The sequence below is a fragment of the Duganella guangzhouensis genome (genome assembly GCF_009674535.1).
In the GTDB taxonomy this organism is placed as follows: domain Bacteria; phylum Pseudomonadota; class Gammaproteobacteria; order Burkholderiales; family Burkholderiaceae_D; genus Rugamonas; species Rugamonas guangzhouensis.
Genome location: NZ_WKJK01000015.1, coordinates 93,298 through 106,325, shown reverse-complemented (window position 1 = coordinate 106,325; position 13,028 = coordinate 93,298). Strand labels below are relative to the sequence as shown.

The 13,028-nt window shown below is 65.3% G+C and carries 9 protein-coding genes; 2 read left to right on the top strand and 7 right to left on the bottom strand.

What is annotated here, in order from left to right:
* Nucleotides 1–8: 8 nt before the first annotated feature.
* Both GJ699_RS24815 and GJ699_RS34725 read left to right on the top strand, forming a co-directional pair.
* Complete coding sequence (locus GJ699_RS24815) at nt 9–794, top strand: helix-turn-helix transcriptional regulator (protein WP_154381399.1); 786 nt, start codon at nt 9–11, stop codon at nt 792–794.
* 109 nt (nt 795–903) lie between these two features.
* Nucleotides 904–1,833, top strand: coding sequence for a GGDEF domain-containing protein (locus GJ699_RS34725; RefSeq protein ID WP_154381397.1), 930 nt, complete (start codon nt 904–906; stop codon nt 1,831–1,833).
* Here GJ699_RS34725 and clpB read toward each other — a convergent pair.
* From clpB to GJ699_RS24775, 7 genes are all read right to left on the bottom strand, one after another.
* Nucleotides 1,826–4,411: an ATP-dependent chaperone ClpB gene (clpB, locus tag GJ699_RS24805; RefSeq protein ID WP_154381395.1), complete on the bottom strand. Its 2,586-nt coding sequence runs from the start codon at nt 4,409–4,411 to the stop codon at nt 1,826–1,828. The genes GJ699_RS34725 and clpB overlap by 8 nt on opposite strands.
* 41 nt (nt 4,412–4,452) lie before the next feature.
* Nucleotides 4,453–4,911 carry a molybdopterin synthase catalytic subunit MoaE gene (gene moaE / locus GJ699_RS24800; protein WP_154381393.1) on the bottom strand — a complete coding sequence of 153 codons (459 nt, stop codon included), beginning with the start codon at nt 4,909–4,911 and terminating at the stop codon, nt 4,453–4,455.
* Nucleotides 4,908–7,388, bottom strand: coding sequence for a DUF349 domain-containing protein (locus tag GJ699_RS24795; protein ID WP_154381391.1), 2,481 nt, complete (start codon nt 7,386–7,388; stop codon nt 4,908–4,910). The genes moaE and GJ699_RS24795 overlap by 4 nt, the downstream gene beginning before the upstream one ends.
* Before the next feature lie 79 nt (nt 7,389–7,467).
* Nucleotides 7,468–8,091: a hypothetical protein gene (locus tag GJ699_RS24790; protein ID WP_371867658.1), complete on the bottom strand. Its 624-nt coding sequence runs from the start codon at nt 8,089–8,091 to the stop codon at nt 7,468–7,470.
* 206 nt (nt 8,092–8,297) lie between these two features.
* Nucleotides 8,298–10,706: a bifunctional acetate--CoA ligase family protein/GNAT family N-acetyltransferase gene (locus tag GJ699_RS24785; protein ID WP_154381389.1), complete on the bottom strand. Its 2,409-nt coding sequence runs from the start codon at nt 10,704–10,706 to the stop codon at nt 8,298–8,300.
* A gap of 3 nt (nt 10,707–10,709) precedes the next feature.
* On the bottom strand, nt 10,710–11,699 hold the full coding sequence (locus tag GJ699_RS24780; RefSeq protein ID WP_154381387.1) for a DUF2804 domain-containing protein: 990 nt from the start codon (nt 11,697–11,699) through the stop codon (nt 10,710–10,712).
* Nucleotides 11,696–12,937 (bottom strand): winged helix-turn-helix domain-containing protein, encoded by a 1,242-nt coding sequence (locus GJ699_RS24775; protein WP_154381385.1) that lies wholly within the window; start codon nt 12,935–12,937, stop codon nt 11,696–11,698. The genes GJ699_RS24780 and GJ699_RS24775 overlap by 4 nt, the downstream gene beginning before the upstream one ends.
* Between the last annotated feature and the right edge of the window lie 91 nt (nt 12,938–13,028).

Genomic DNA, 13,028 nt, shown 5'->3' with positions numbered 1-13,028 from the left:
TTTCCGCCATGGCCATCCCTATCGTCACCCACACCAGCGTCGACTGGCAACGCGCCCATCCGAGCGCCGCGCGGCCGCTGGTCATTTCCGGCCGCGACCTGCGCGCCACCGCCATGCTGCCGCCGCATCGCCACGACTGGGGCCAGCTGACCTACGCGGTCCAGGGTGTGATGCGGGTCGACGCCAACCACAGCAGCTGGATCGTGCCGCCGCAGCGCGCCATCTGGATTCCGCCCGGCGTGGTGCACGCCGTCACCGTGCTGGAAAACACCCATCTGCGGCCGATGTGCGTGTACGCCGGCCGCGCGCCCTTCGCCGGCGACGATTGCAAGGTGCTGGAACTGTCGCCGCTGTTGCGCGAACTGCTGGCGGCGCTGGAAGCGCACGACCGCGCCGAACAATCGCCGCGCGAGCATCTGCTGATGGAAATGATATTGGACGAAGTACCGCGCTGCGCGGTGCGCGCGGTGCGGGTACCGCTACCAGCCGACAAGCGCCTGCAAGCGCTGTGCGACGCCCTGATCGCCGAGCCCGGCGCCGAGATGACGCTGGCCGACTGGGCCGGCCAGGTCGGCGCTTCCGAACGCACGCTGAGCCGGCTGTTCGAACGCGAACTGGGCATGGGCTTCGGCCAGTGGCGCCAGCAAGTGCGGCTGGCGCACGCGGCGCCGCTGATCGCCGCCGGCATGCCGCTGTCGCAAGTCGCGGCCGAGCTGGGCTATACCAGCCAGTCCGCGTTTTCCGCCATGTTCCGCAAAACCTTTGGTTGCTCGCCGTCGGCCTTCTTTAGATAACAACAATCATGACCGATCGTTAAGTTTTTCTATTTTGTGCCGATAACGCATGCTTGGACGAAAGTACGGTACATTAGTGGAAACTCTTCAATCAGAACAACGATATCGCATGGCGGACCTGTCCCTCTTCTCGAACGAACAGATCGCAGCGCTGCTGGCGGCCCTGCCCGACCCGGCCTTCATCCTGACGCGCAGCGGCCGCTATGCCGCCATCTTCGGCGGCACCGACAGCCGCTATTACCATGACGGCAGCAGCCTGGTCGGCAAATCGGTGCACGACGTGCTGCATCCGGAAAAAGCGGCCTGGTTCCAGGCCCAGATCGCCATCGCGCTGGCGTCGCGCGGCTTGCATGTGGTGGAGTACCCGCTGGCGGCGGACGATGTGAAAGGCGTTGGCGGCGCCGGGCCGATGGAAACCATCTGGTTTGAAGGCCGCGTGCAGCCGCTGGAATACCAGGTGATGGACGAGGACGCGGTGTTATGGGTTGCCAGCAACATCACCGCCAGCAAAAAGCTGGAAGCGCTGCTGCGCATGCAAAGCGAAACCGATGCGTTGACCGGGCTCGCCAATCGTCGCAAGCTGATCTGCAGCCTGACCGAACATTTCGAATTATTCGCCCGCTACAAGACGCCGGTGTCAGTGCTGATTTTCGATATCGACCACTTCAAGAGCATCAACGACCAGTACGGCCATCTGGCCGGCGACAAGGCCATCAGCGTCACCGCCGAGGTGTGCCGCCGTGAGTTGCGTGCGGCCGATACTCCGGCGCGGCTGGGCGGCGATGAATTTGTGGTGCTGATGCCGCACACCGGCAGCGAGCAGGCGCTGCCGATCAGCGAGCGGCTGCGCCAGCACATCGCCGACGCGCTGCAAGCGCTGGGCACGCTGGGTGACGGCGCCACCATCAGCGGCGGCCTGAGCGAGATGGTCAGCGGCGACCTGTCCTATGAAGACGTGCTGAAACGGGCGGACGATGCGCTGTACCGCGCCAAGCGCGACGGTCGCAACCGCATCATCCGCCACGAGCCGGTTAGCTGAATACCAGCTCGCCGTCCCGTGTTTCAACGTGGATGGTGTCCTTCGGTCCAAACTTCCCTTGCAGGATCAGCTTGGACAGCGGATTTTCGATCTGCTGCTGGATCGCGCGTTTCAACGGCCGCGCGCCATACACCGGATCGTAGCCCGCCTCGGCGATCTTGTGCAGCGCCGCGTCGGTCACCTCCATGCCAATCTCCAGCTTGGCCAGGCGTTGCTGCAAGGTCGCCAGCTGAATCCGCGCAATCGCGCCGATGTTCTTCTCGTCCAGGCCGTGGAACACCACAATCTCGTCGATCCGGTTGATGAATTCCGGACGGAAGTGGCTGCGCACCTCGGCCATCACCGCCAGCTTGACCACGCCCGGATCGGAATCCTCCATCGACTGGATCTTATGCGAGCCCAGGTTCGAGGTCATGATGATGACGGTGTTCTTGAAGTCCACCGTGCGGCCCTGGCCATCGGTCATGCGGCCGTCGTCCAGCGCCTGCAACAGCACGTTGAACACGTCCGGATGCGCCTTTTCCACCTCATCCAGCAGGATCACGCTGTACGGCTTGCGGCGCACCGCTTCGGTCAGATAACCGCCCTCGTCGTAGCCGACATAACCCGGCGGCGCGCCGATCAGACGGGCCACCGAATGCTTCTCCATGAATTCGCTCATGTCGATGCGGATCAGCGACTCCTCGGTATCGAACAGGAAGCCGGCCAGCGCCTTGGTCAGCTCGGTCTTGCCGACGCCGGTCGGTCCCAGGAACAGGAACGAGCCGTACGGACGGTTCGGGTCGGCCAGGCCGGCGCGCGAACGGCGGATGGCGTCGGCCACGGCGCTGATCGCCTCGTCCTGACCCACCACGCGCTCGTGCAGCTTCTCTTCGATGTGCAACAGCTTCTCGCGCTCGCCCTGCATCATGCGCGATACCGGAATCCCGGTCGCGCGCGACACCACCTCGGCGATTTCCTCTGCGCCGACTTCGGTGCGCAGCAGCTTGGGCTTGGCCTGCTGATCGCCGCCGGCCGCCGTGGCTTTCTCGGCCTGCTTGAGCTGCGCTTCCAGCTCCGGCAAACGGCCGTACTGCAGCTCGGACACGCGCTGCCAGTTGCTCTCGCGGGTGGCCTGCTCCATCTGCTGCTTGATGCGGTCGATCTCTTCCTTGATGTGCGTGCTGCCCTGCACCACCGATTTCTCGGCCTTGAGGATTTCCTCGAAATCGTTCAACTCGCGCGTCAAGCGCGCGATTTCCTCGTTGATCAGCTCCAGACGCTTGCGCGAACCCTCGTCCTTTTCCTTCTTGACGGCTTCCTTCTCGATCTTCAACTGAATCAGACGGCGTTCCAGCTTGTCCATCACCTCCGGCTTGGAATCGATTTCGATCTTGATCTTGGCCGCAGCCTCGTCGATCAGGTCGATTGCCTTGTCAGGCAGGAAGCGGTCGGTGATGTAGCGGTGCGACAGTTCGGCCGCCGCGATAATGGCGGCGTCGGAGATCGCCACCTGGTGGTGCAGCTCGTACTTGTCCTGCAAGCCGCGCAGAATCGCGATGGTGGCCTCGACGGTCGGCTCATCGACCAGAATTTTCTGGAAACGACGCTCCAGCGCGGCATCCTTCTCGATGTACTTGCGGTACTCGTCGAGGGTGGTGGCGCCCACGCAGTGCAGTTCGCCGCGTGCCAGTGCCGGTTTCAGCATATTGCCGGCGTCCATCGCGCCCTCGCCCTTGCCGGCGCCGACCATGGTGTGCATTTCGTCGATGAAGACGATGGTCTGGCCCTCATCCATGGCCAGTTCCTTCAGCACCGATTTCAGGCGTTCCTCGAACTCGCCACGGTATTTGGCGCCGGCGATCAGCGCCGCCATATCCAGCGCCAGCACGCGCTTGCCCTTGAGCGAATCCGGCACCTCGTTGTTAACGATGCGCTGCGCCAGACCTTCGACGATGGCGGTCTTGCCGACGCCGGGTTCGCCGATCAGCACCGGGTTGTTCTTGGAACGGCGCTGCAGCACCTGGATGGCGCGGCGGATTTCATCGTCGCGGCCGACAACCGGGTCCAGCTTGCCCTGGCGGGCGCGCTCGGTCAGGTCGAGGGTGTATTTTTTCAGGGCTTCGCGCTGGCCTTCGGCGTCGGCGTTATCGACCTTGGCGCCGCCGCGCACGGCGTCGATCGCGCTTTCCAGCGATTTGCGGGTCAGGCCGTTTTCGCGCGCCAGCGTGCCGGCGTCCGACTTGTCTTCGGTCAGCGCCAGCAGCACCATTTCACTGGAAATGAACTGGTCGACGCGTTTCTGGGCTTCCTTGTCGGCCAGGTTCAGCACCGCCACCAGCTCGCGGCTGGCTTGCACGTTGCCGCCGGTGCCGGACACTTTCGGCAAGCGCTCCAGCGCCGCCGTCAGCGCCTTGCTGAGGCCGCCAACATTGACGCCGGCGCGCTGCAGCAGCGAACGGGCACTGCCGTCGTTCTGGTTCAGCAGCGCGGTCAGCAAGTGCGCCGGTTCGATATAGGGATTGTCACTGCCCACCGCCAGACTCTGCGAGTCCGACAGGGCTTCCTGGAGTTTGGTGGTGAGTTTGTCTTGACGCATGGTGTTGCTCCGATAGATTTAACTTATCGTTTACATAGGAGCTACTTCCACTTATTCAAGGCCGCGTCGTCACTAACGCGCGCATCGACCCAGCGCGCGCCGTCTGGCGTCTGCTCTTTCTTCCAGAACGGCGCCTCGGTCTTCAGGTAATCGATAATAAATTCGCAAGCCGCGAACGCTTCGCCGCGATGGGCCGAGGTCACCGCCACCAGCACGATCTGATCCTTGGGCTTGAGCGGGCCGACGCGGTGGATCACCAGCGCGCTGAACAGCGGCCAGCGCTGCTTGGCCTGATCGACAATATTGCTGATCGATTGCTCGGTCATGCCCGGATAATGTTCCAGCTCCATTTCCGATACCGTGGCGCCCTCGTTCAGGTCGCGCACCGTGCCGACAAAAGTGACCACGCCGCCGACCTTGGGATGGTCGGCGCGCAATTGGGCAACCTCGGTGGACAGATCGAAATCTTCGGTCTGAATCCGGACTTCGCTCAGACTCATGCACGCTCCGAGGCGCCGATGCGGCGGAACAGCTGCTCGATGCGGCTGGCGGTGCGGGCATCAGCCAGCGCCGGCATCGCGCACAGTTGCAGATAGGCAGCGCTGGCCGACTGCGGCTTCTGGCCGGATTTCAGCGACGATTGCAGCACCTCCACCTGCATCTTCAGGCGCTCGCGGGCGAACTCGGCACCGCTGTCGACGCCGGCCACGATTTCCAGCCGCAGGATTTCATCCAGCAATTTGCCGCGATTGCGTTCCAGTTCGGCGGCGTAATCGCCGCGCTTGCCATCGGCGGCCGCCAGCGCGGCGTTGAAGCGGCCCTGCAGCGCGCGTTCGTAATCATTGCCCAGCGACGGCAGCGCCGCCCACTTGGCTTGCCAGTCGGCGGCATCGATGGCATCGCCATTGCTGGCCAGCGCGCTTTCCAGCGCCTGGCACAGCCTCAGCTTGTCGCGCAGCGCGTTTGCTTGGGCGGCGCCGGCGCGACGCTTGATCGCATCGGCCTGGGCCTGCACCTTGCCAACCGCGTTGTGATAGCGCTGATTGATGCGCGCCTCGGCCGCGCGCGGCACCGTGCCGCCGGCGTTCCAGGCCGTCGCCGCATCTTTCAGCGCCTTGGCGATGGCGGCCAGCTGGGCCTTGTCCTCGCCGCTGAAGGTGGCGTCTTCCAGTTCCTTGCAAATCGCTTCGCGCGCGTGCAGATGGGCTTTGCGCTCGTGATCGGCGGCCTGGGCGCTTTCCTTGCGCTTGGCGAAGATGGCGTCGCAGGCGGCGCGGAAACGCTGCCACAGCGCCTGCTCCACCTTGCGTTCCAGCGGCAGCAATTTAGCCTGCTCCTGCCAGCGCTCCTGCAGATGACGCAGCTTATCCAGCGTGTGACGGTCGGACGGTTGCAGCGCCTCGGCTTCGGCGATCAGTTGCTCGCGCTTGGCGGCCTCGATCTTGCGCTGATCCGACAGCGGCGCCAGCATGTGCGCCAGCGCCCGGTCGAACGCCTGGTCCAGCTTGCGCTTGTCCTTGCGGTCGATGGTGCCGAGGCGGGTCCACATCTGACGCAGACGCTGGCCGGCGGCGGCCACGTTTTTCAGGTCGGCGCCATTGGCGGCGGCTTCGGTCATGGCTTCGGTTTCCGTGATCAGCGCCTGCGCCTTGGCGGCGTTGTTGTGACGCTCGTCGGCCAGTTGCTTGAAATGGGCGGCGGCCGGGGCGTAGGCGCTGGTGCAGGCGGCGTCAAAGCGTTCCCACAGCGCTTTCGGCGCGTGGCCGGAGACGGCGTCCAGCGACTTCCAGCGGTCGCGCATGCTGCCGACTTTCTTGGCCAGCTCGCTCATTGGCAGTTTCTGCGCCGGCAGCTCTTCCACTGCTTTGACCAATTCTTCGCGCGACACATTGCCGCCCCAGCGCGCCCAGTCGCCCAGGCGCTTCAGCTCGGCGCGGACGTGGTTCAGGTGGTCGGTCTGGGCTGGGCTCAAGCGGGTTTTGTGGTCGCGCAGCCATTTGTCGTGTTCGGCGGCGATGTGCAGTTGGCCCTGCTCCAGCGCGGTTTCCATCGCGTCGAGCGTTTCCAGGAATTTCTTGTCGGCTTCCTTAGGTGGCTGCTTGGGCTGTTTGGCTGGCTTGACGGAGGCCGCCGCGTCCGCTGCTGCCTCTGGCGCGGTGGCGCCCGCAGGATCGGCCGACGCATCGGCGGCAACCGCCGGCTTGGCGGCAGCGGCCGGAGCGGCTTCAGGCGCCGGGGCCGGAGCCGGCTTGACCGGCGCGGTCAGCGCGGCGCGCGCCTGCTCGACTGCCTGGGCAAAATCGCTCAGCAGATGGCGTGGCAGCGCATTGTGTTCGGGGGCATTCTGATAATCGCTTTGCGCGGCGGCGTGGCGCTCCAGCGCTTGCAGCGCTTCTTCCGCCGGCAGGCCAGCTTGCGGCAACTTGCGCACGGCGGCCATGGCGTCGATGATGGTGCGCTGCAGAGTAACCTGGGTTTCCAGCCGGCGGGCCAGCGCGGCGCGGGCGCCAGTGTAGTCGTCGACCACGGCACCGGGATTAGCCACCAACAACCATTGGCGATCCAGCTCGGCAACCTGGTTCGGCGTCAGCTTCTCGTCCTGCAACAGGCGTTGCGCCTGATCCAGGCAAACCTGGGCTTTTTGCAGCTCGGTCTGCTGATAGCGGATCGCGTCCAGCCGCCCCTGCATCAGCTTGGCGACGCGGCGGTCGGTATTACGCACCGCCAGCAGCACCTGTTCCAGCGCCGGCGGCGACAGCACATGTTCGGCCGCGCTCAGGCGCACGCCGGCAAATTCGCTCTCCAGTATCAGGGCGACCGCCGCCGCCTCGTTGCCGTTCAGCGCGGCGGCGCGCTGGGTTTGCTCGTCGCGACGGCCGGCAGCGGCCGCTGCGGACGCATCCTGCTCGTGGCCCGCCGCTGGCGCCTGTGGAACGGCCGAAGTCTCGGTTGCACGCTTAAAGAGGAAATCAAACATGGGGCGCTATGGTGATGGCTAAAACCACCATCATAGCAAAGCAGGGGAATTTTGCCCCGCGAGTACGCTATGCAGGCAGTTATTTCATAATGGCATCGTCCCGCGACAACTGTCGCGCGGACCTCGGCACGGGGGGCGCGGGCAAGTCATCCACACGCACCACCGGTAATACTTGCAGGCCAGGAATGGAAATCTGACCGTCATCCACCTCGTTGCCCGGCAGCGCACGGCGGCGCGCCGTCACTTGCGCGGCCTCGGCCGGTGGCAAACCGGAACGTTTCATTTCATCCAGATGTTTGTCATGCATCATCAACTGATTGGCGATCGAGAACCAGGTTTCGCCGGCGATGGCGTTGCGCGCCAGCGCGAACAGTTCCTGCTCTTCTTTTTCCAGCCGCTTCAGCAGCGCGGCGCAGAAGGTGTCGATGCTGTCGCACACTTCGCTGACTTGCTCGTCGCGCACATCGGCCAGCGCGCCCAGCTTTTCCTGCAGCAGCCGGATCGAGGTCAGCGCGGATTGGTTCAGGCGGTTGAGTTCGTCCAGCAGATGGTCGGCGCGCTCGGTGGCGTCGCGCAGCGCCGGGATCAGATACATCTCGGTCTTGCGCCAGTGGCAGGCTTGGTACAGGGTATTGAGGTTTTCGCAAGCATATTCCAGCTGCGACAAGGTCATGCGGTTCTGCTGCATCAAGGTAGTACGCACATACTTCTGGAATGACTGCAGACTAAGCCGGACGCTCGCCTGCTCGACGGATAGTGCTACCAGAGTGTATGTCGCGGTTAACATTCTGACTCCCAAAACGTAGGTGGAAGTAAAAGTGTAAATATTCCCGACACACGCGCTTTGAGCTAGAACAAACCTGCCCCCGCGTGGCGTTACGCCAATATATCGCAAGCTTGCTGCGAATGCTATATCAAAGGTAGTTGTAAACGCACCATTCCTGTTTCAGGATGCGGCAAAACCACGCCGCCGAAATCGCGTATCAGTTTTTGCACGCCGCCATTCTCGGATAAAGCATCGCCAACGATCTCGCGGGTGCCGCGCGCGCGGAAATAATCGACCAGCTTCTGGAACAATATCCGCCCCAGTCCGCGCCCTTTCAAATCGGAACGCACGATGATCGCAAATTCAGCGGACTGATTATCCGGATCGGTCACCGCGCGCACCACGCCCAGCGTTTCCGACTTGCCCTGCGCATTCGGCCGTGTGGCGACAAAGGCCATGGCGCGGTCGTAATCGATTTGCGTCAGCCGCGCCAGCTGCGCCGGCGGCAGCTCGCGCATGGCCGAGAAGAAACGCAGGCGGATATCGTCCGGCGCCAGCGCGCTGAAGAACTGCTGATGTTGCGGCGCATCCTCGGGCCGGATCGGCCGCAGCAGGATTTGCCCGCCGCCCCAGTCCAGCCGCTCCTCCAGCTCCTGCGGATACGGACGAATCGCCAGCCGCGTGCGCCGCCCGTGCGCCTTGGCCAGCTGCATGCGCGCACCCAGCGCCACCGCGCTGCCGCCCAATGCCAGCAAGGGATTCAGATCCAGCTCCACCAGCTCCGGCAGATCAGCCACCATATCGGCCACCTGCACCAGCATGCGGATCAGCGCCTGGCCATCGGCCGCAGTCTGGCCCTGCGCCAGCAAACGCGAGACGCGGGTGCGGCTAACCATGTCCTGTGCCAACGCCAGATTCAATGGCGGCAGACCGGCCACGCGGTCGGCCGCCACCTCGGCCGCGATGCCGCCCTGGCCGAAGAACACCACCGGCCCGAACACCGGATCGTGCGCGATCTGGATGCGCGCCGCCGCCAGCGTGGCGCCGGCTAGCGCGGCCTGTTGCGGTGTCGCCAGCGCGATACCGTACGCCGCCAGCAGCGCACGCGCATCGCTGTCGGACAGCTCGCTGCGGCCGGCCGTCAGCGCCGTCTGCACCAACGCGCGCCCGGCCGAGCGTTCGCGCGCGCCGGTGGTTGGCACGCCGACCGGCACTTCCATCAACAGCTCCTGATTGCGCCGGTACTGGGCGATCTGCAGGAAGCCGTTAACCGCTTTTTCCGGCGTGTCGTAAGTCGGCAGGCCGGCGTCGGCGAACACGCGGCGCGCCTGCGCCACCGAGGCGCCGCCCAACCAGCAGGACAGCACGTTCTTGCCGGCCGCACGCATCAGCGGTGCCACCGCCTCCGCGATCTGCGCGCTGCCCACCATCGCGGTCGGCGCGTGCAGGAACAGCAGCGCATCGGCCTGCGGTTCGCGCAGCAGCGCCTCCACCGCCCGCGCGTACTGTTCGACCGGCGCATCGGCCAGGAAGTCGGATGGATTGGCTTGCGGCGCGCCGGCCTGCGCCAGCTTCTTCAAGGTCTCCGGCGACAGCGTGGCCAGCTGGGCACCGCTGCTGGCCAGCGCGTCGGCCGCGATCATACCGAGGCCGCCGCCGTTGGTCAGCACCGCCAGCCGCTCGCCGCGCTGCGGCTGCTGGCGCGCCAGCGTTTCGACGGCGTCGAACAAATCCTCGGTGGAGTACACGCGCAGCATGCCGGCGCGGCGTATCGCCGCATCGAATACCAGATCGGCGCCGGGCGCCGCGTCACGCCCGACCTTCAGCACGATCACCGGTTTGCCGCGCGCCGCCAGCCGTCCGGCCGACATGAATTTGCGCGCGCTGCTGACCTGTTCAACGCACAGCAGAATCGCTTCGGTTTCGCTGTCGGCCGCCAGGTAATCCAGCAAATCACCGAAATCAACGTCGATGCCATCGCCCATGGCGACAAAGCGCGAGAAGCCGATGCCGCGCTGGCCGGCCCAATCCAGCACCGCTGTGGCCAGCGCCGCCGACTGCGACACGAAGGCCAGCCTGCCACTGCCGGCCGCCATTTGCGTGAAGCTGGCGTTCAGCCCCAGCGCCGGCGATTGCAGGCCGGCGCTACCCGCGCCCATGATGCGCAACAGCCAGGGCCGCGCCGCCTCCAGCATCGGTTGGCGCAGACTGCGGCCGCCGCTGCGGCCTGGATCGGCCGTCATCACCACCGCAGCCTTGCAGCCGGCCTGCCCCAGTTCAGTGATCAGCCCCGCCACCGTGGCCGGCGGCGTGCAGATAATGGCCAGGTCGGGCGCCGCCGGCAGCGCGCTCACGCGCGGGTAGCAGGTCAGGCCATGCACCGTCTGGTGCTTGGGATTGACCGGCCACACACTGCGGCCGCCGCTGCCCGCGAATGGGCCCTCCAGCAGATTGGCCAGCACCTTGGCGCCAATGCGCAGCGGATTGTCGGAAGCGCCGATCACGGCCACCGAACGCGGTTGGAACAGACGGTCGAGATTACGGATACTCATGGTTCACCAGCGCGAGGAGTGGTCTTCGGTCACGCCCATCAGCCGCGTCACCATGCGTTTGGGCTGATCCGGCGCGGCGCGCACCCAGCCGCTGAAGGTGCCGATCGGCTGCAGATAGCGGCTGGCCGCCACCATCATTTTCTTGTTGTCGCGGCGCGCGCCTTCGGGTGTGAAAATCAAGTCCAGCATATCGTCCTCGGTGAAGATGTGCCACTGCGACAGCGGATCTTTTTTATCGTACAGGAAGTGCGCCGGCCCCAGCGCGATCAGGTCGCCGTCCAGCCACAGCGCGTTTTCGTTGGCGCCGAAGTAGCCGGCCTGCAGATTGAAGCCCAGCTCCAGATTGTGGCCCGAGGCCCAACGCCAGTCGGTGTTACGCGCCAGCAGACCGTTGGAATAATCGAAGCTGGCGATGCCGCCATCCAGTTTGTACTCCTCGCGCCAGGTGCGCAACTCGCCGCGCAGCGGCATGGCGGACGATTTCTGCGTGGCGTGCACCGAACCGCGATCGATCGGGCCACTGGCCAGCAGCAGCGGCGAGGGACCGGGGCCGAAGCTGGCGTCGATTTCCAGATAGTCGCTCTGCAGCGTCAGTTGATAGCTGCCGTCGCCAATCGCGTCGACCGCGATGTGGCAGTTGCGCGCCTTGAAGCGGCTGGAGGCGCCGGCATGGTTGGCCAGCCGCGCCGACAGCAGCGGCACGCCCTCCTGCGAGAAGTTGGCCAACATGTCCTCGTCGTTGCGGTCGAAGGCATAGGCGAACACGCTGCTGATCCAGCCCAGATCGACGATGGCGACGGCGGCAAACACCTGTTCCGTGCACAGCGCCACATAATGCCAGCGCTTGTGGTGAAAGCGCCGCCACAACGCGTTGCGCGCGAACGGCTTGGCCAGATGGCTCCAGTCGATGTCGCCGACCTGGCCGGCGTAGCGGCCAAACAGCGGCTGGCCGTCGGCGCCCAGCAGGCTGGCGGGAGCGGCGGGCAAGGTCATGCGGCCTCCTGTTGCGATGCGGCGGCATCCAGCGCGGCCTGCAACTGGCGGCCGAAGTCTGCCGGCATGGCCTGCGTGATCTGCACGCGCGGGCAGGCGTGCCAGTCGGCCAGGCGTTGCAGCGCGCCGGCGATGTCGCGCGTGAAGCGCTCGCTGACGCGGGCCGATGGCTCCAGCACCAGCGACTTCAGTTCGAACACGCCCTCGCGCCGGTGCGCCTTGGCGTCGACCCGGCCCACCAGCGCGCCGCGCCGCAGGATAGGCAGCGTGAAGTAGCCGTATTTGCGCTTGTCGGCCGGCGTGTAGCATTCCAGCCGGTAGTCGAAGTTGAACAGTTCCAGCGCACGGCGTCGGTCCCATACCACCGGGTCGAACGGCGACAAAATGGTGGTCAGCGTCGGTGCCAACGCGCCGGCGGCGGCGTCTTCCAGCAGTTGCGCGTGATCGGGATGGATGTAGATCGGATCATCCCAGTCTTCCACCCAAGCGCGCAGCAAGGCGCCCTGCTCCACCAGTTCCTCGGGGTCGAGACGTGGTGGCCGCGTGCGGAAGTAGTCGCTGATCCAGGCGCCGCGCGCGCAGCCCATAGCCTTCACCGCCTTCAGCACCAGCTCGCGCCGCACCGCTTCCAGCGGCGGAAGCTGGCTGTCGTCCCAGTGCGGCAGCACGCGCTCGGCCAGGTCGTAGATGCGTTGAAAATTGTGGCGCGCGGCGATCATCAGCGCGCCGGTGGTGAACAGCACTTCCAGCGAGCGCTTCTCCGGCTTCCAGCTCCACCAGCCGCCGGCCTGGCCGTCGGTGCGTTCAAAGTCCGACGAACGCGTAGGACCGTTGATGCGGATATGCTCCAGCACCGCTTCAACATCGGCGCGCCGCTCCTTCATCCAGTTGGCCGAATACTTCCAGCCCATCGCCTCCGGGTCCAGCATGCGGTGCCGATACAGGCCGTAATCCTCAACCGGCACGAAACAGGCTTCGTGTGCCCAGTATTCAAACAGCTCGCCGGCCGCCAAAGCCTGCTCCAGCCAGGACTGCGGGTAGTCGCCCAAGCGACTCCACAGCACCAGATAAGGGCTGCGCGCCACCACGTGGATGGTGTCGATTTGCAGCACGCCCATCTGCCGGATCGCGGCCAGCAGGTCGGGCTGGCGCGCCTTGCGGCGGCGCGGCTGCAGCAGTCCCTGCGCCGCCAGATGCAGCGCGCGCGCGGCGGGCAGGCTTAATATCAGTTCGGTCATGCCCGCCATTCTAATCAAGAAATCAACATTGCCTGTATTCCGGCTGTGGTTTTTTTCGCGCCCTATCCTGCAAACCCGCGCCAAAACGGAT

Bases quoted from the DNA above. Each gene is read 5' to 3' on its own strand.
- GJ699_RS24815 (WP_154381399.1), top strand. From the start codon at position 9: ATGGCCATCCCTATCGTCACCCACACCAGCGTCGACTGGCAACGCGCC.
- GJ699_RS24775 (WP_154381385.1), bottom strand. From the start codon at position 12,937: ATGACCGAACTGATATTAAGCCTGCCCGCCGCGCGCGCGCTGCATCTG.
- moaE (WP_154381393.1), bottom strand. From the start codon at position 4,911: ATGAGTCTGAGCGAAGTCCGGATTCAGACCGAAGATTTCGATCTGTCC.
- clpB (WP_154381395.1), bottom strand. From the start codon at position 4,411: ATGCGTCAAGACAAACTCACCACCAAACTCCAGGAAGCCCTGTCGGAC.
- GJ699_RS34725 (WP_154381397.1), top strand. From the start codon at position 904: ATGGCGGACCTGTCCCTCTTCTCGAACGAACAGATCGCAGCGCTGCTG.
- GJ699_RS24795 (WP_154381391.1), bottom strand. From the start codon at position 7,388: ATGTTTGATTTCCTCTTTAAGCGTGCAACCGAGACTTCGGCCGTTCCA.
- GJ699_RS24785 (WP_154381389.1), bottom strand. From the start codon at position 10,706: ATGAGTATCCGTAATCTCGACCGTCTGTTCCAACCGCGTTCGGTGGCC.
- GJ699_RS24780 (WP_154381387.1), bottom strand. From the start codon at position 11,699: ATGACCTTGCCCGCCGCTCCCGCCAGCCTGCTGGGCGCCGACGGCCAG.